The sequence below is a fragment of the Methanoregula sp. genome (assembly GCF_041645475.1).
Lineage (GTDB): Archaea > Halobacteriota > Methanomicrobia > Methanomicrobiales > Methanospirillaceae > Methanoregula.
Genome location: NZ_JBAZQA010000005.1, coordinates 121,584 through 138,751, shown reverse-complemented (window position 1 = coordinate 138,751; position 17,168 = coordinate 121,584). Strand labels below are relative to the sequence as shown.

The 17,168-nt window shown below is 52.8% G+C and carries 22 protein-coding genes, 2 tRNA genes and 1 other RNA gene; 13 read left to right on the top strand and 12 right to left on the bottom strand.

Annotated elements, in window-relative coordinates; all coding sequences use genetic code 11:
• Nucleotides 1-20 precede the first annotated feature (20 nt).
• Nucleotides 21-851, top strand: a complete 831-nt coding sequence (nadC, locus tag WC598_RS06495; RefSeq protein WP_372960664.1) for a carboxylating nicotinate-nucleotide diphosphorylase — start codon at nt 21-23, stop codon at nt 849-851.
• 157 nt (nt 852-1,008) lie between these two features.
• Entirely contained in the window at nt 1,009-1,602 is a 594-nt protein-coding gene (locus WC598_RS06490; RefSeq protein WP_372960663.1) for a HEAT repeat domain-containing protein, read from the top strand.
• 43 nt (nt 1,603-1,645) lie between these two features.
• On the opposite strand, the gene WC598_RS06485 is transcribed toward WC598_RS06490, so the two are convergent.
• A complete protein-coding gene (locus WC598_RS06485; protein WP_372960662.1) occupies nt 1,646-2,032 on the bottom strand; it encodes a hypothetical protein in 387 nt (128 codons plus the stop codon).
• A 71-nt stretch (nt 2,033-2,103) separates the two neighbouring features.
• Here WC598_RS06485 and WC598_RS06480 point away from each other — a divergent pair, with 71 nt between their 5' ends.
• On the top strand, nt 2,104-2,349 hold the full coding sequence (locus WC598_RS06480) for a MarR family transcriptional regulator (RefSeq protein ID WP_372960661.1): 246 nt from the start codon (nt 2,104-2,106) through the stop codon (nt 2,347-2,349).
• Nucleotides 2,346-2,681 carry a transcriptional regulator gene (locus tag WC598_RS06475; RefSeq protein ID WP_372960660.1) on the top strand — a complete coding sequence of 112 codons (336 nt, stop codon included), beginning with the start codon at nt 2,346-2,348 and terminating at the stop codon, nt 2,679-2,681. The genes WC598_RS06480 and WC598_RS06475 overlap by 4 nt, the downstream gene beginning before the upstream one ends.
• 35 nt (nt 2,682-2,716) lie before the next feature.
• Here the strand turns inward: WC598_RS06475 and WC598_RS06470 are convergent, their stop codons facing one another.
• Complete coding sequence (locus tag WC598_RS06470; protein WP_372960659.1) at nt 2,717-4,381, bottom strand: phospholipase D-like domain-containing protein; 1,665 nt, start codon at nt 4,379-4,381, stop codon at nt 2,717-2,719.
• A gap of 86 nt (nt 4,382-4,467) precedes the next feature.
• Between WC598_RS06470 and WC598_RS06465 the strand changes: the two genes are divergently transcribed.
• The 3 genes from WC598_RS06465 to WC598_RS06455 are packed head-to-tail and all read left to right on the top strand — an operon-like array spanning nt 4,468 to nt 5,527.
• The gene (locus WC598_RS06465) at nt 4,468-5,061 is read left to right on the top strand and encodes a uridylate kinase (protein WP_372960658.1); all 594 of its coding nucleotides are present in this window, start codon (nt 4,468-4,470) and stop codon (nt 5,059-5,061) included.
• Nucleotides 5,062-5,104: 43 nt separating this feature from the next.
• Nucleotides 5,105-5,266 (top strand): zinc finger domain-containing protein, encoded by a 162-nt coding sequence (locus WC598_RS06460; protein WP_372960657.1) that lies wholly within the window; start codon nt 5,105-5,107, stop codon nt 5,264-5,266.
• A 3-nt stretch (nt 5,267-5,269) separates the two neighbouring features.
• The gene (locus tag WC598_RS06455; protein WP_372960656.1) at nt 5,270-5,527 is read left to right on the top strand and encodes an elongation factor 1-beta; all 258 of its coding nucleotides are present in this window, start codon (nt 5,270-5,272) and stop codon (nt 5,525-5,527) included.
• 50 nt (nt 5,528-5,577) lie between these two features.
• On the opposite strand, the gene WC598_RS06450 is transcribed toward WC598_RS06455, so the two are convergent.
• The 7 genes from WC598_RS06450 to WC598_RS06420 form a co-directional block, all read right to left on the bottom strand.
• Complete coding sequence (locus tag WC598_RS06450; protein WP_372960655.1) at nt 5,578-6,534, bottom strand: malate dehydrogenase; 957 nt, start codon at nt 6,532-6,534, stop codon at nt 5,578-5,580.
• Nucleotides 6,535-6,545: 11 nt separating this feature from the next.
• Nucleotides 6,546-6,856: signal recognition particle sRNA (gene ffs, locus WC598_RS06445), an RNA gene on the bottom strand.
• A 91-nt stretch (nt 6,857-6,947) separates the two neighbouring features.
• Complete coding sequence (locus tag WC598_RS06440; protein ID WP_372960654.1) at nt 6,948-7,979, bottom strand: hypothetical protein; 1,032 nt, start codon at nt 7,977-7,979, stop codon at nt 6,948-6,950.
• Nucleotides 7,980-8,071: 92 nt separating this feature from the next.
• A tRNA-Ile gene (locus WC598_RS06435) sits at nt 8,072-8,146 on the bottom strand.
• Between the two features lie 6 nt (nt 8,147-8,152).
• Nucleotides 8,153-8,225, bottom strand: a tRNA-Asn gene (locus WC598_RS06430).
• Between the two features lie 95 nt (nt 8,226-8,320).
• Complete coding sequence (locus WC598_RS06425) at nt 8,321-8,617, bottom strand: hypothetical protein (RefSeq protein ID WP_372960653.1); 297 nt, start codon at nt 8,615-8,617, stop codon at nt 8,321-8,323.
• Nucleotides 8,618-8,641: 24 nt separating this feature from the next.
• The gene (locus tag WC598_RS06420; protein ID WP_372960652.1) at nt 8,642-8,887 is read right to left on the bottom strand and encodes a hypothetical protein; all 246 of its coding nucleotides are present in this window, start codon (nt 8,885-8,887) and stop codon (nt 8,642-8,644) included.
• A 62-nt stretch (nt 8,888-8,949) separates the two neighbouring features.
• Between WC598_RS06420 and WC598_RS06415 the strand changes: the two genes are divergently transcribed.
• From WC598_RS06415 to WC598_RS06395, 5 genes are all read left to right on the top strand, one after another.
• Nucleotides 8,950-10,077 (top strand): M24 family metallopeptidase, encoded by a 1,128-nt coding sequence (locus WC598_RS06415; protein ID WP_372960651.1) that lies wholly within the window; start codon nt 8,950-8,952, stop codon nt 10,075-10,077.
• Nucleotides 10,074-10,949, top strand: a complete 876-nt coding sequence (map, locus tag WC598_RS06410; RefSeq protein WP_372960650.1) for a type II methionyl aminopeptidase — start codon at nt 10,074-10,076, stop codon at nt 10,947-10,949. Before WC598_RS06415 ends, map begins: the two co-directional genes overlap by 4 nt.
• Before the next feature lie 44 nt (nt 10,950-10,993).
• Entirely contained in the window at nt 10,994-12,268 is a 1,275-nt protein-coding gene (locus WC598_RS06405; RefSeq protein ID WP_372960649.1) for an ATP-binding protein, read from the top strand.
• A 1-nt stretch (nt 12,269) separates the two neighbouring features.
• A complete protein-coding gene (locus WC598_RS06400) occupies nt 12,270-12,992 on the top strand; it encodes an MBL fold metallo-hydrolase (protein WP_372960648.1) in 723 nt (240 codons plus the stop codon).
• A 102-nt stretch (nt 12,993-13,094) separates the two neighbouring features.
• Complete coding sequence (locus tag WC598_RS06395; protein ID WP_372960647.1) at nt 13,095-13,364, top strand: DNA-directed RNA polymerase subunit L; 270 nt, start codon at nt 13,095-13,097, stop codon at nt 13,362-13,364.
• Between the two features lie 165 nt (nt 13,365-13,529).
• Here WC598_RS06395 and WC598_RS06390 read toward each other — a convergent pair whose 3' ends face one another.
• The 3 genes from WC598_RS06390 to ilvC all read right to left on the bottom strand — a co-directional run bounded on the left by WC598_RS06390 (nt 13,530) and on the right by ilvC (nt 15,923).
• On the bottom strand, nt 13,530-14,150 hold the full coding sequence (locus WC598_RS06390) for a translation initiation factor IF-2 subunit beta (protein ID WP_372960646.1): 621 nt from the start codon (nt 14,148-14,150) through the stop codon (nt 13,530-13,532).
• A 195-nt stretch (nt 14,151-14,345) separates the two neighbouring features.
• Entirely contained in the window at nt 14,346-14,819 is a 474-nt protein-coding gene (locus tag WC598_RS06385; protein ID WP_372960645.1) for a flavodoxin family protein, read from the bottom strand.
• 114 nt (nt 14,820-14,933) lie between these two features.
• Nucleotides 14,934-15,923, bottom strand: a complete 990-nt coding sequence (gene ilvC / locus WC598_RS06380) for a ketol-acid reductoisomerase (protein WP_372960644.1) — start codon at nt 15,921-15,923, stop codon at nt 14,934-14,936.
• Nucleotides 15,924-16,032: 109 nt separating this feature from the next.
• Here ilvC and mptA point away from each other — a divergent pair, with 109 nt between their 5' ends.
• Complete coding sequence (gene mptA / locus WC598_RS06375; RefSeq protein WP_372960686.1) at nt 16,033-17,013, top strand: GTP cyclohydrolase MptA; 981 nt, start codon at nt 16,033-16,035, stop codon at nt 17,011-17,013.
• The last annotated feature ends 155 nt before the right edge of the window (nt 17,014-17,168 follow it).

Here is a 17,168-nt window from a genome sequence, read left to right as displayed (position 1 = left end):
AGTACCGGTACGGGAAAACCATGGTCTCGATTCATAACCTCTTGCACTATATCGAGGAGGATGCCCCGTTTGGAGATGTGACTTCAGAGGCCGTTATTCCCGAAGTCAGCTGTTCGGCGGTCATCAGGGCCGAGCAGGACGGGACTATTGCAGGCCTTGAAGAGGCAGCAGAGCTGTTCGAATACTTTCACGTTACTGCAACATGCCGGGTACGCGATGGGGAAAAAGTCAGAGCAGGAGATGTTATTCTCGCACTATCCGGGAATGCACGGAAGATTCTCCTCGTTGAACGTACGGCGCTCAACATCATCGGGCGCATGAGCGGGATCGCAACCCAGACCCGGAAGATGGCAGATCTTGTCGCATCCGTCAGCCAGTCGTGCCGGATCGCGGGCACCAGAAAGACCGCACCCGGCTCCCGCGCACTGGATAAAAAGGCGGTCCTTCTCGGGGGAGGAGATCCCCACCGGACCAGCCTGAGCGACGGGATTTTGATTAAAGACAACCACCTTGTCCTCGTCCCGCTGGAGACCGCAATCCGGAAGGCGCGGGCGGTATCGGCCTACCGGATCGTGGAGGCCGAAGTCGAGACACCGGAAGATGCACAAAAAGCTGCAACGGCAGGAGCGGACATCATCCTGCTCGACAACATGAACCCGGCGCAGATCCGCACAGCAGTTGAACTCCTCAAAACCAGTAATCTCCGTAATCGGGTGATCCTTGAGGTTTCCGGGGGCGTTGATGAGAATTCACTTCCCTCGTATGCAACCTGCGGCGTTGATACCATCAGCATGGGCGCGCTCACCCACACGGTGAAGAACTTCTCGGTTACTTTGGAAATCCAGCCATAGGAAGACACCACTGAGCCGTTCCTTCAATACCCGTTTTTTTATTTCTGATAATCCCACTCCGGGGGATTTTTTTTCAAACGGGAGTCCGTCTCACGATAAAGGGCCGGGAAAAGTTAATGGTCCGATATCGCCTATGGGTTGCTAGAGGGTTTTATAAATGGGAGACGATGAAGTGCCGGTTCCCCGTGCAGGAAAGCCCCGGGAGCTGACACCGGAAGAGAGATCTGCTCTGGAAGAGTACCGGAAACTACGGGTCAAAGGTTTTATCGCCCTTCTCAAAGATTCCAATCTCAACTTCCGCTGGAAAGCTGCGGAGGCACTGGGAGCCGAAGGTGATGAGTCTGCGGTTGAGCCCCTTATTGCAGCCCTGAACGATCCATTCGTGGACGTACAGTGGCTGGCCGCCAAGTCCCTTGGGAAGATCGGGGATCGGAGAGCCGTTGAGCCGCTGATTGTTGCGCTGGGGTCCAAGGATAAGTGGCTCCGGACCGGGGCCGCCTGGGGCCTTGGAAAACTCCGGGATACCCGGGCGGTTCCCGCCCTCATTCCCCTGCTTAAGGATACAAAAAAACAGGTCCGGAAAGAAGCGGCCTGGGCACTCGGCACAATTGGCGATGAGGGTGCTCTGCCACACCTCAGGGAAGCATCAGAAGATCCGGACGAAGAGGTCCGGGACACGATTCAGCGGGCAATTGCATCGATCATAAGCAGGCATCCGGAAAAAAGCCCTGAAGTCCTGCCTGCAACCTGAAAATATCAGAAAATGTATCTGCGCAAGTAATCCCTAATCCCCGCTATCCCTGCAGGGGCGTATCTGCCGGGATACGCCGGATATCCCCGGCAGTATCAACCACCAGCTCTTTTTTTCCGTGATAGGTCTGGACAATCCCATATACGGATACCCGATCACCTTTCTGAAGCCCGAGAGTCCGGACATGCTGCGATTGTGTGAAAAGGGTTGTATTATTCATCTTAATCAGGGCATAATCCCCCTCTTTTGTAATTGTTATCTGATCGATCTGACCTTCAGCATGGACCAGTTCCCCATCGGAAGAGGATGCAGAGAACGGGCGGGCAAATGGCTGTTTTCCGATATACGTGAGAACAAGATGTCCCGAGATGACGGCAATGGCAACACCGACAAGAAGCAGGATTGCCAGGCGCTCCTGTCGCTCGAACATGATGAGATATTGAGAGAGGGGGGTTTAAATTACCGACAGGTTGATATGTTAACAGTGTTAACATTACCAACATGTATCCCACACAACTGCCACCGTCCTCAAAGACGGTGCTCGAGATACTGGATGCGGGTGGGGCAATGACCCACAAAGATCTTGTACAAAAGAGCCACCTTGCACCCCGGACAGTTCGCTATGCGTTAAAGAAACTCAAGGAGCGTCAGCTCATCATCGAGAAGTTCAATTTCCGCGATGCCCGCCAGATCATCTACCAGAACCGGGCAGAGGCTACGAATAAGCCCCAGCCGGCCTGCGTATGACAAAACATACCTGTACCCTTATGCACTGCGATTCCATGGTCAGGGTTCTGTTACCCCCCATGAGAGCAGAGATGGTCTCAAGGCTCGTTCAGAAACAGGGGCTCAGCCAGAGTGATGCAGCCAAACGCCTTGGCGTGACCAGGGCAGCGGTATCACAGTACCTGAGCAGGAAGCGGGGTGCGGGTGAAGTGATGATATCGTCCGAGATGGATGCTATGATCGACCGTTGGGCACTTGCAGTCGTTACCGGTGAAAGTGACATCAACTTATGCGATGTCTGCCAGTGCGCGAAAAAAAGTGCTGAAGTTCTGACTCTTTTATCTGCACGGTAATCACCTGAAACCGTGTGTTTTTATCGGATTCCTGATCAATACCGGTGTCGCCGGTAGTAGACAATCAGGAGAAGCACGATAACTGCAATTACTACAATGTACTTCAGGTAATCTACCGGCGTTCCGGGAATAGTTGCTGAGGGATTCCAGTCATCTTCGAATACCTCAGTGAAATACCGGGCAACTCCGGGGTGGTCGATGATGACTCCGGCTTCACGGTTAAAGTTCGGAGAATTGCTGTTCCAGTTGATACTGCTGACGAGAACGCGACGCCCGTCGACAATAACCCCCTTGTTGTGAATTTTCTCAATCTCACTGATACGGAGATCGGCACATCGTGCCTCAAGGGGAAGGTGTTCGGATGAGGCGATTCGGTTAATCAGCAGGACCATCTCGTCGTTGTCATTGGTATCTTCAGTGTTATACCAGTAAGAATCCAGCAGGATTCGTACATGGACTCCCCTCCGTGAGGCATTGATGGCGGCTGCAAGGTACGGGTTCAGGGCAGTGGGCGTCTCATTGGTGATGTATGCCTGCTCAACCTCAACCGTACTCCGGGCAGAATCCAGCAGGAGGATTATCTGGTCACTGGTATCCGGGGCAATTACCGGAACAACCGTAGCCCCCGTAAACTGCTGCGGGAGAAATTCAGCCTTGTGCATTGCAGCAGATGCCTGCTCGGCATTTCCGGGCGTGCCGGTAATGGGGAACACAGAGCCATGGCTGATATCGTAGGTGTATACGGTAGAGAAGTACGCAGCAAGTCCGGGGTCTTCGAGATATACGCCCCAGCCACGGTTTCCGCTCATTCCCGCCGGGGGAAAACCGCTGAACTTGAAATTTTCACTGGTTAAAAAAACAGATTTGCGATCGATGACCAGATATTTGGCATGGTCGTAGCGGTAGGGGGCATGCCCACCCTTGGGAGCAGCCATCTGCTGGGTTACGATTCCGCTCTGGTTGAGGTGTGCAATTATTGCCTTTTCTGCAGAAGAGATTCCCCCAACCGGCCCTCCCTCGACAAGGACATTGACATCCACTCCGCGCGCGCGGGCAGCAATCAGGGAATCAGCCATTGCGGGACTGGAAAATTCATACACATTGAGAAGGATCTCGTCAGACGCCCGATCAACCGCGTACGAGAATTGTTCATCGGAGCTGTCAGGCAGGACAAATGCCGTCACGGTCACATTGGGATAAGCCTGAGGTGAAAAACGGGACTGGCCGATCATGAGCGGGCGGGGGTCCCACACACCGTTTTTCCGGAAATGGATCTGTCCTTCGCGCGGTTTCACATCACCGGGCCATGCAATCTTCTGAACCAAATTCCCGTTTTCATACAGGAGAAGTTCATCCCGGGTATTGGCAAGCCGGAGCGGATCGCCGTTGATCACATTGGGGATCGAGGGGGAATAGTCCAGCCATTCAAAATCCGGATTGCGCCCATGGGTCCGGGCATAGGCCGGCCCGCTGCGGGCAACGGTTATGGTACCACCCAGGGATGTGCCCGGGGGGAAGCGGAAACCACCATGGTTGTCGGATACCACAATCCCATCGAGAGAACCATTACCGGAAAATACGATATACTCATCCACATCATCGGGAAGGTAAGGGTCGGGACAAAATTCTGATATCTGGACAACAGCCCCTGCATGCATCACCAACACCAGGAGGATGAAGAGCAGGAGGGAGGTACGCATAGTGTTCGTTTTCTCCGCGCACCTTTTATAATCTGGCGATATAATATTCGGAGAATATGATCCGAATGCCGCTATCCACAAGGGAGATGGGTGAAAAAGCTCTGGTTGTCAAGATTGGCGGAAGCCTGTTGACCCGGGTCCCGGATCTCATACCGGTGCTAAAGGCTTCGCGCCGGACCCTGTTCATTGTCCCGGGCGGGGGCATATTCGCTGACGCGGTCAGGCGGATAAAGGTGGACGATGATGCAGCCCACTGGATGGCAATCGCCGCAATGGAGCAGTACGGGTGGCTTCTCTCCTCGCAGGGATTGACAGTTACCGCACAGCTTAAGATTCCTTCATGCACAACAGTTTTTCTGCCATATACCTGCCTCAAAGAGAGCGATCCCCTCCCCCACACATGGGATATTACGTCAGACTCGATCGCGGCATGGGTTGCAGGAGCGCTCCACGTTGATCTTCTCCTGCTCAAATCAACAGATGGCATAACCGGAGAAGATGGACTACAAGAGCAGGTATCGGAATCCATGAAAACGGATGTCGTTGACCCGTTTTTTATTTCGTATGTCCTGGAAAACAAGATCCATTCAACGATTATCAATGGATCTGACCCGGAAAGAGTCCGGGATTTTTTAAAAGGGGTGCCCGTTCCTGGCACCATAATTGGTACAACCTTTTAAAGGTACTAAAAGAGATACTATAGGAATCCTTGGAGGAGTATTAATGTCAGATAAAAAGTGTACATCCTGCAAAGCTCCGCTTGCAGAAGAGGGTGCTACCGAATTCGGCTGCCCCGCGTGCGGTGTTGAGATCAGCCGGTGCTACCGGTGCCGGGAACAGAGCATTCCCTACGTCTGCCCGAAATGTGGATTTGGGGGACCGTGAAGCATGGGCAGTGTAGCCGTCATCATGCGGGTCATGCCCGAATCACCCGAAGTGGACCTTGAACAGCTGAAAAAGGCGCTCAAGGAGAAACTGCCGGGCATCCAGGACATCCGGGAAGAGCCGATAGGGTTTGGGCTCAAGTCGATCAAGTTTGCCGCAATCGTGAACGATGCCGGTGGCGAAACCGATATGCTCGAAAAATCTCTCAGCACAATTCCCGGCGTCGAGCGGGCAGAGATCCTAGAAGTGACCCTGACATAAAACCGGTCAGGCAATCTCTTTTTCTTTAATTTTTCTTATTGATCCTGATGTCAAATGGGTTTGGCATCCAGCACTTCGAATACTGCATTCGTACGTTCCCGGATTTTCTCAACGGATTCGCGGAAGGCAATTATTTCCGATTCATCGAGCCGGATCGCAACGGGGAAGACTCCTTTGCTGTTGATGCGGGCAGGAACACCGATACAGATATCCCCGATCCCGTGCACCTCCCTCCGGACGTACGCAGATACCGTAAGGATACGGTTTTCATCGGAAAGAACCGTCCTGACGAGTGATGCAATTGCCTCACCCGGCCCATAGACCGTGGACCCTTTATTCTGGATAATTGACTGCCCGCTGCATTTAACCGATTTGATAATATCCTGTACCGGCAGGTGCGAGAATTCCGGCAGGTTCGAAATTTTAATGCCCCCAATAGTGGTCGCGGACCAGAGCGGGACCATGCTTTCGCCATGCTCGCCAATAATGCGTGTGTGGACCTCACTGACATGAACCTGAAAGTAAGAAGCAATGAGTGACTTGAGACGCATAGAATCCAGGTGTGTGCCAAGACCAAAGACCTGGTTCGGCAAAAGCCCTGAATATTTCAGAGCAACGGAGGTCATGACATCGACAGGATTTGTTACCATGAGAATCTGGGTGTTCGGGGCTATCGCACCGATCTCCCTGGCAAGAGAGGCAATGATTCTCCCGTTACCGGTTGCAAGATCCATACGGTCCTGATCCGGTGTGCGCGGTACTCCGGCCGTTATTACAACGATATCGGATCCGGCAGCATCTTTGAGATCAGTAGTCCAGTTGACCCGGATATCCGTCCCCCGCGCTGCAAATGAGTCACCGAGGTCCTGTGCTATACCTTTTAAAAGAGCATCACGACCCGACCTGCCATAAAGGAGGATCTCGTTTACATGCGGGATTGCAGAAATTGCGTAAGCGGCAAACGTACCGACGTTGCCGGTTGCACCGATAATAGTAACTTTTGCCATGATAATCGCAAGTGGGGACGTGTTCTCGGTCGACTGTACGTTTCTGCGTTTGCCAAAGCACTCATCCTCCGCCCCGTTACCCTGTGGGCGCCGAATGTCTGCGGTAAGTCTGCTCCCTTCCGGGCCTGAACCAGTCCCCGCAGCAGCAGGTCGCTATTCCCTCCGGAATATTGATACCTGTCCATCGACCTCACAGGACGAGGTTTCAACGTCAGAATACACAGGATCCCGCAGGCCGTTGCAGCCTCAGTCAAACTTCGCCCCCCGCGTACCGACGGTTTCGGGTTACAAGTGACGCCGAGCCACCCGGGCTAGTCCCCATATACCTTTGTGCACCGGCCAATAAAGGCTTTTTACCTGAGGGGGGTTAAAAAACGCAGACCAATTCATGGGAGGGCGGGGTAAAAAGAGGATCAGGGAATAAATACTTCGCCACCGGCCCGCTCAATCCATTCGCGCTGGATCATCCTGGTTGCAGAAACATCAGATTTATCGAAGAGGTCAAGTGCGGTGACCGGTGCAATTCCCCTCGGCAGAACAGAGGGAAGTTCCCGGAAATCACCCTGGTAGACTTCGACAACCTGATCACCGCATGCCTCGGCAATCTTGATGGGATCGCGAACAACCGGGTGTTTCTGCATGTCCGACAGCTGCTCAAAGATCTTGACACGATCGATTTTCAGGTATTCACGGTTCACTTCGAGATTGAATGCTGACCAGAAGGCCGAGGCATACCAGGCATCATTCATAACAACGCGGGGCGCCCCAAGACACGCTGCGGTGAGCCCCAGCGTCCCCACACCACAACAGGCATCCACAAAAAGCTGTGCCGGGGGATTACCCACGTGCTGCTCCACGGAGCGAATCTTAGGATACCCGCTCCTCGGGAACTCGATGTGAATCAGCGACTGCTGCTTGTATATTACCAGAGGCCCGGTCCGGAGAGGGAATATGTCAGCACGGACATCGCATCCGGCCAACAATTCATACACCCGAGGAACAGAGTTCAGGTCGGGACTTGCAATACCCGGGATAAAACTCCCGGTTTTAACAACGCCGCGGAGTTCCGGAACCTCTTCGATCAGCCTCTCCGCGGTTTTTTTGGAGGCTTTCATGGTGAGCAGAACAAGGGACTTTGCCGGTAGGAACGGGGGCCGATCCATAGCATACCCCGGGTGAACGAGAGGGGATCCCACAGCAATGAGCGGATCTGTTATCCGAAGATCACCCTCCTCTACCATGACCACATAAATGTGAGCAAAAACCTCATCGATGAACCGTTTGCCGCACGAACACGTGGCGGCGTATTCGAGCGTGGGCAGGGGGGCGCGCTTGTCCAGGGCCCTCATCGTGCAGTTCGGGCACGGAAGGAATAGCGAGGGAAGCGTGGCAAGAATATCTTTTGCGGACTTCACGCAATCCATCTCGCACACGGGACATTTCATGTTGCTCCCTATGAATGTTTTGGGATACAAAGGTTTTCAAACCGATTTTTCAAGAGCGGGAGAATAGGGCAGAAAAGCAATCAAAAAAACAGTGGGCCCGAAGGGATTCGAACCCATGACCGCCCGGTTATGAGCCGGGCGCTCTAACCGGACTGAGCTACGGGCCCCCAAAACGCCCCCCACAGGGCTCGAACCTGTGACATTCGGATTAACAGTCCGACACTCTACCAACTGAGTTAGGGAGGCAGCTTCTATGCGTTAATGCGCCTTATTAGATTCTTTTCGAGTACTTTTAAAGGTAACTATAGGTGAAAGGGTTTGAAGGATCGCGGGTGAACACCCTAGCGCCCTTTTATCCCCGGTTTCATGGATTCCAGCATCCGGATCAGTTCATCCAGATCCCCATCCAGGTGAGTGAATAATTCGAGCGTGCGCGGGGTGGCGACTGCGCCTTCCTGGGATGCGCGGATATAGCCCAGCTGCTCGAGCACATGAAGGGAATACCGGATCCGGTGAGAGGGGAGGCTTAAGAGTTCCGATAATTTCATGATCCCGATCGGCTGGTGATCTACAACAGCGCGGGCAACTTCAATATGCCGGCTCAGGAGTTCGATCTCATCCTTCATTTTTTCCAGCATAATAAATCAGGGTTTTGATCCGGATTATTCAGGTTTATTCTCATCCGGTTGTTCATGAAGCCATGCTTTTGTCTCAACGTATTTTTTCCGGAAATTGATGGAAAGAACCAGTGCGAGTACGAGCATGATGACGATGGCAGGTATGCGGAACTGCTCAGGGAAGAGGAACAGGGCAAGAGCGGAGAGTGCAACGAGAAGGATAATCGCGTTCAGCTGCACGGCTAGCCGGTAAAATTTCCATCGGAACTGGTCTTTGGCCTTGGAATCCATTACCCGATAAGTCAACCCCGGAATAAAAGTACTTGACGTTTCACTGCATATAGTATGGACAGATGGATCCCATTTCAGCAGCAATCACGGAACATGACACCGATGCGTATGTCATGTATGCCTCTTCACGGGATGCCGACATGCGTTACCTGACGCAGTTCACAACCAGTGATCCGTTTGTCTTTTTCCAAAAGCCGGGTGAGAGGGGTACGATCATCATCTCCCAGATGGAGACGGGACGCGCGTCACGCGAATCAACAGCGGCAGTGATGACGCGGACCCAGGCCGGGCTTCCCGAGATCCTGCAGACTGAAAAAGATCCCCTCCGGGCAACCGCGAAGATGATTGCCGGTGTGGCGGGGAAAAAGATCCTTGTCCCACCCCAGTTCCCCCACGGCCTTGCCGCGGTGCTTGGGGATTACTGCTCGGTTTCCGTTGATACGGGGACCGTCCTGTCAATGAGAGCCAGGAAAAGCCGGGCTGAAATAGCTACCATGAAACGGGTCCAGAAAATTACAGAATCTGCCATGGAAAAGGCGGTTCACCTTATCAGGAATTCTTCCGTAAAAAAAGGAATCCTGCATTACAAAGGAGCGCCACTGACGTCGGAATATGTGAAATTCGTCATGCACTGCCACCTTCTCGAGCATGAATGCAGTGCCGTGGATACGATCGTCTCCTGCGGGGAGGATACCGCGATTCCCCATATGACAGGTACCGGGCCGCTCAAAGCAGACGAGCCCATTGTTATCGATCTCTTCCCGGTGGAAGAGAAGACGGGTTATTTTGCGGACATGACACGGACCGTTGTGAAAGGGGAGCCATCACAGGATATCCGAGATATGTATGATGCCCTGCGTGAGGCAAAACACCTGGGCATCTCCCGCGTCAGGGCGGGGGTAGCAGGATCCGATATCTATCAGGAGGTTGTTGATTATTTCAAGGACTGCGGGTATGAGAGCAATACGAGAGGATTTGTTCATAACCTCGGCCACGGTGTCGGCCTGCACATCCACGAATCGCCAACAGTAGGTCCCGCAGGAAAAGCCCTGGAGAAGGGCAATGTGATCACCATAGAACCCGGGCTGTACTACCCGGGAATTGGCGGGGTACGGCTGGAGGATATCGGGGCGGTTACGGCAAAGGGCTTTGACAAATTTACGAACTTTTCCGAGGATCTGGTTGTATGAAGGACGAGATCTTCGACAAATACCGCGATGCGGGGATCATTGCAGCGGGAATTCGCCGGGAAGGTGCACTGGCAATCCGGATTGGAGCATCGTACCTGGATCTCGTTGAATCCATAGAGGCCAAAGTCCTTGAGAGCGGGGCAGGCCTCGCCTTTCCCCTCAATGTCTCTGTAAACGAGGATGCCGCGCATGACACCGCATCCTATGGCGATGAGCGGATATTTGCAAGCGGAGACGTAGTAAAACTGGATCTCGGGGTCCAGATAGAAGGATACATTGCCGACACGGCAACAACGGTTGACCTTGGCCGCAATTCCCTTCTCCTCCAGGCATCAGAACAGGCACTGGAATCCGCCATAAAAATCATCAGGCCCGGGGTTACTTCAGGAGAACTCGGGGCGGCAGTCCAGAAGGAAATCGAGGGGAGGGGATATCGTCCCATCTCCAACCTGACCGGGCACGGTCTGGACCAGTATGTCCAACACTGTTCGCCGACAATCCCTAACGTGGGTATGGACGGGGGCGTTGTGCTCGAAGAAGGCATGGTATTTGCCATCGAGCCATTCGCAACCACCGGCAGCGGGCGCGTTGGCGAGAAGACCAGGGTTGAGATCTATTCCCAGATCTCGCAGAAACCGGTGCGAATCCCGTCAGCGCGGGCGGTTATGGAGAAGATCAAAGACCGTCGCGGCCTGCCCTTTGCCCGCAGATGGATGGGAGAGAAGAAACTGGATATCACCTTCCCGTCGCTTGTCAGGTCCCAGATCCTTCACGGGTACCCGGTACTTGCCGATATTCCGGGGTCGCTTGTCTCCCAGCACGAACACACCATAATCGTGACCAGTGACGGCTGCGTCGTAACAACACGATGAGATAGCCTTATGCATTGAGGAAAGGAATAATTGAGGTTACAGCCATGTCTGGTGATTCTGAAATCCTGCGTATAATGGAAGTAGTTCTGACCGCTGAAATAGTCAACCAGAGCCCGGAACTTGATATCAATGACCTGACGCCTGCGTGCCGCGAAATTTTTGGCGTCACCAGCGCATCCGATGTCAAACGACCGGTTTATGTCAGTGACGGCCTGATCAAACGTTCACTCGCGATTGCGGATGCCCATTCGAAACTTGCCGCAAATCCGTTCATTGCCTACGAGGAATTCGGGCAGCGGCTCCGTATAACGGCTCTCGAGCCGGCCGCGCAGTGGTTCCTGAAACAGGGTGGGAAAACCCTCATCGGGATCAACCCGGCCCTGGCATTTTATTTTGAGCGGCTGGAGAACACAGGCATTGTGTACAAGGAAGTCCGTGCCGCAAATCCGCCCTTTGAAGATACCAAGGCACATCTTGATGCCCGACTGTCCAAACTTATCGGGGAAGACGAGAAACTCAGGGGTGCCCTGGATCTCGTCATCATCAATGCTCCCGAAGAGATCGAACAACATATTGGGGATCTGGTATGCACCCCCCAACAACTCGCGATCATCGGCAAGATCCAGCACGCCATTACCCACCGGGATTTCCTGCAGCAGCACCGCATTTATGAGATTGGAAAGCTTCTCTTCGTGGGTCCTCCGGGCACGGGGAAAACCTCCCTTGCCCTTGCTATGTCACGGGCCATGCATATGCCCGTCCTTGAAGTGAGGCTCTCCATGATCACCTCCCAGTACCTTGGAGAGACATCCAAGAATATTGACCGTATTTTCGAACTGACAAAGAAACTGTCCCCGGCGATCCTGTTCATCGATGAGTTCGACTTTGTTGCCAAGAGCCGGACCTCCGATGATCACGGGGCCATGAAACGGGCGGTGAATTCGCTCCTGAAGAACATCGATAAGATCAACCTCATCAAGAACGGTGTACTCCTGATCGGAGCAACCAACCACCCCCAGCTTCTCGATGAAGCTGCATGGCGCCGGTTCGATGAAGTTGTCGAGTTTTCCCTTCCCGACGAGGAGATGAGGAAGAATATCTTAAAAAAAGTCACTGCTTCGCTGCCCTGCGAACTCGATTATCAGGAACTTGCCTCAAAAACAGAAGGATTCTCAGGTTCGGATCTCCGCATGATGGTCAAGGAGGCAATCCTGTCCGCACTCATGGATTCGCGCAAGACCATTGACCGCCAAGATATCGAGAAGGGTATCACCATGGTCAGGACCCGGGAAGCCATCCGCCACCTGAACTGGTTATAACATGAAGATAACCCTTCTTGGCACGGGTGACGCAGTCGGAACACCCCGTATAGGGTGTGAATGTCCCCAGTGCACCCGTGCAAAAAAAGAGGGATTGACACGATTGAGAACGTCCATTCTCGTAGAGAATGAGGGGAGACACCTCCTCATCGACACCTCACCGGACCTTCGGACCCAGCTCCTCCGTACGGATTCGCCGCATATCGATGCTGTGCTCTGGACTCACGGGCACTATGATCATTTCATCGGATTCGGGGAATTTTACCGGGTCCAGAAGATCCCCCCGGTCTTTGCCGCACCCCAGGTCCTGAATTACTGTGCAGATACATTCCGGTTCCTTTCCTTTGAGAAAGGGGCCATACAGCCGTACGAACCGTTTGAGATCTTCGGGATGACCGTCACCTTTTTTATGGTCAAACATCCGCCCGCATTCACCTGCGGCGTGCTCCTGGAAACCGGGGTATCGCGGGTTGGTTTTACGTCCGATACCAACAGCGATATCCCGGAAAAAAGCATTGACCTCCTGCGGGATCTCGATATGCTCTTCCTGGACGCCATTGTTCCGTCAAGCATCACCATCCAGAAACACATGAACTATCTTGACGCCTGCACACTTGCAGCACAGTTATCACCAAAGGATTTCCGCTGCGTCCACATGAGCCATCTCCTCCCCTGGGATCTCCCCCATCTCGGGAAAGACGGGGAATCCTTCGAATTCCCCTGAAAATGATCTGATAACAACGGTATCTGTCGGAAGCCGGGTAAGAGGTTGTTGAGTACCTCTTACCCATACCTTAATAGTTTTCAGGTTCCCAAAGATAGGTGCATGATTGTAAAGGTACTCGAACTCGAGAAAGACAAGGCACGGCTCATCATACAGGGTGAGGGCCACACGTTTATGAATACCCTTGTCGAAGAGCTCCTGAGTGATCCGGACGTAGATGTTGCGCGATATATGATAGAATTCCAGTTCTCGGACCCGGAACTGTTCATAACAACAAAGGGAAAGAAAAATCCCGTTCCTATCATCAAGAAAGCCTGCAAACGGATCAGCGGTCACTGTGATGAGCTCATCAAAGGGTTGAAGAAGAGCTGATTTTCTCAGGAATACTATACTTTTTTAAGCCATATCATCCCTCAATGCTGGGATAGGGCCAGGAATTTCGTGGAAGGTATGTCCGCGTATTGACATTCCTTTTTTCAGGAATTAAAAAAAGAGGGTATCGGGCTCTGGATCGATCCCGTACGTCTGGACCAAAAATTATTCTTCAGGGGCACGCTCGGTGAAGACAATTGAACCCGAGATGCGGGAGATCTTGATTCTGACCTTCTGGCCGGGCTTTGCATTCGAAACATACATGATATACCGTCCCATCTTGACAACCCCGTCTCCGCGTTTCGAGATCGACTGGATCTCGACATCCATAATGGTACCTTCTTCGAGGTTCTCAGATACCGGTTCGGTCCTGGCTTTCCGCTTGCGTACCGGCCGGTGACTCCCACAGGCGTCACAGCGGAGGAGCATGACCCGGTCATCCTTGACAAGACGCGTATCGGGCTTGCCGCACTCAGAGCAGATGACGTAATCCTCCACGTAACTCTTGATGATCGCCTTTATCAGGGTGATCTCGAATTTCCCATTGAAAATGGCCCGGTTCCCGTCAATTTTTCCGCTGGTTCCCAGTTCCCCGAGAAGGAATTTCATCAGGTGATCCGGTTCACGCCGGACTTTACCGACAATCTCGGTGAAATTTTCGAGAACCGTGGTCTTTCCCTCAACGTATGCCTTTGCCTCGGGAACTACAAAACGTTCCGAGGATTCGGTTTTTTCCGTGATATTGGAATATGCCTGTTTGAGGAGGTCTTCATACGGGTCCGTCATAATAGTATAGTATAACGGCGCCTGCCGACAAAAAGGCTTTCCCCGGAGGGAAGTCACCGAGACCTGGCGTATTACTGATGCCCAGGAGAGGGGATTCCGGATCGGGCCGGTTCAGATCCTGCAGAAAAAACAGGATCGAGAGAAAAAGAGAGAAAATGGATCCGTACCTTCGTGTTCAGGATAAGTTTGAGATAATCAGTTCTTAATCAGGGCTGCAACCAGATCCCGAGTCTTCTTCTCGTCCTCGATATCCTTCTGATGGAGGCTTGCATTCCCCACGCATTTCATTCCACGTGCCTCAATCCATTTCTGGAAGAGTTCCGCAGTCTGCCCGGGCTTGCCACCATGGGTGCAGAATGCAGTTGCCTTCTTTCCCTCACAGCCCTTCAGGGAGTCGATAGCGGCATGAATTGCCGGTGTCGGCTTGAAAGCCCATACCGGGGACCCAAATACCAGCTGATCGAAATCAGATACATCAATAGACGACGGTTCAATGGGTGTCTTTTCTTCTGCCATGCTCATCTTGCACCATACAAGGAACCGGGTGAGACGGTTGTAGCTGGCCTTGTCGGTGATATCGATCAGTTTCCCATCGCAGGCCGATGCGAGATGCTGTGCAACATGACGGGTATTACCGGTCTCGCTGTGGTAAATGATACAGACCTTCATCAGGATATAATAGGGGCATATAATTAAAAAAGATAGTAATTCTTGAGTTGCTCTGGGTATCAGGAGACCCGGGTCATTCTTGGCAGGAGAAAAAGGAAAAAATGAGGGTGAGTATTATTTCCGGAACTGGGGCATCATGCCGCGCACTTCTTTGCCCACTTCTTCGATAAGGTGTTCTTCATCGGCATTGGTGAGCGCCGTAAAGACCGGGCGGTTCACCAGGTTCTCGAGCATCCATTCCCGGGCGAACTTGCCGCTCTGGATCTCTTCTAGGATCTCCTGCATTGCCTCATATGATTCGGGACCGATAACGCGGGGTCCCCGGGTGAGATCCCCATACTGTGCGGTGTTGCTGATATATTTGCGCATGTTCGTCAGCCCGCCCTCATAAATAAGGTCCACGATCAGCTTGAGCTCATGGAGAACTTCGAGGTATGCCATCTCAGGCTCGTAGCCGGCATCAACAAGGGTCTCGAACCCGGCCTTAACAAGGGAGGTACATCCACCGCAGAGAACTGCCTGCTCGCCGAACAGATCGGTTTCGGTCTCCTCACGGAACGAGGTTTCAAGAACAACCGCCCGTGTGGCGCCGATTCCCTTGGCATACGCAAGAGCAACCTTGTGAGCATTACCACTCGCATCCTGATGGATAGCGATGAGGGCCGGGACACCCTTGCCCTCTTCGTACTGCCGGCGGACCATGAAGCCGGGGCCCTTGGGGGCCACCATGATTACATCCACATTTGCCGGAGGTATGATCTGCCCGAAGTGGATGTTGAACCCGTGCGAGAACATAAGACACTTGTTTTCCGTGAGGTTAGGCTGAATCTCGTTCTTGTACACCCCACCCTGGAGCTCGTCGGGAACGAGGATCTGGATGATGTCGGCGGCCTTCACGGCATCGGCGACCTTCATCACTTTCATGCCATCCTTTGCTGCCGCATCCCAGCTCTTTCCCGGGCGCAGACCAATCACCACATCAAGCCCGCTGTCCCTCAGGTTCAGCGACTGGCCCCGGCCCTGTGACCCGTAGCCGATCACCGCAATGCGCTTGCCTTTCAGCACGCCCAGATCGGCATCTGCCTCATAATATTTTTTTAACATAGTAGATCCCTTTGATATCAGCAACAAAGCACATAAATATTATATGAAAAAACTAAAGAAGCACACGTGAAAAACCATCTGGATGCGATGACCTATTAAAACCAAAAATATCGAAGTAGCCCCGGATAAATCATTCAGTAAGGAACTGCCGGACGTTCAGGCAACATCGCCGGATGTCCGGATAAACCTCACCCGGGTCGGTGTAAAAAACGTTAAAAAACTTGTTGAAGTTCACCGCCACGAGAAACGGCCGGTAATTTTCATATCCAATTTTGACGTGTATGTTGATCTCCCCGGCAGCCTCAAAGGGGCAAACCTTTCCCGCAATTTCGAAGTGATTGACGAAGTCCTCCAGCAGGCGATAGAGGGCGATGTCAACCAGATAGAGAAACTCTGCAGCGTTGTTGCGCGCAAGCTTCTGGATCGCCACGAGTATGCCGACCGGACAGAAGTGTTCATGCGCAGCGAGTTCATGGTCAAGCGCGAGACACCGGTCAGTAAAACGGTCTGCCATGAAGTAGTGAAAGTGCACGCCCGGGCTGTTGCACGGCGTACGTTCCGCGAACCAATCGTGCGCAAGAGTATCGGTGCCGAAGTTACCGGCATGACCGCATGCCCATGTGCCCAGAATATCATGAAAGAGCGGGCCATGCGGGTCCTGCAGGGCCTCAATGTCAACAAGGATACCATTGACGCGTTCTTCAGCGAAGTTCCCATGGCAACCCACAACCAGCGCGGCCGGGGATTCCTGTGCATAGAGACTGATGACGACCAGCATGTCGATCTCGAAGAGATCATCAGTATCCTCAAGGAGTCAATGAGCAGCGGCATCTACGAGCTTTTAAAGCGCGGAGATGAGGGGCAGGTCGTGCTTAACGCGCATAAAAATCCGCGGTTTGTAGAGGACTGTGTTCGCGAGATGGCAAAGAAAGTGCTTGCGGAATTTGACTACTTGTCCGGGGATTCAGTTGTCACGATCAAGCAGACCAACGAGGAGAGCATCCACCAGCACGATGCGTATGCCGAGCGCCGGGCCACCATTGCCGAATTGGTCGATGAATTGAACGGCGATAAGCAGGCCAACGACTGACCTGCCCAACCGGTTTTTTTCACAAACCGAATCCAGGTTAAAATATAATTTCCTTTTTACAATCCCGGGGTATATCTATACATCCCCCGACAAAGCGTAGCATTTCGGACTATTTTTGGAAAACAAGGGTGAATATGGGAGCTTTTTTGACATCA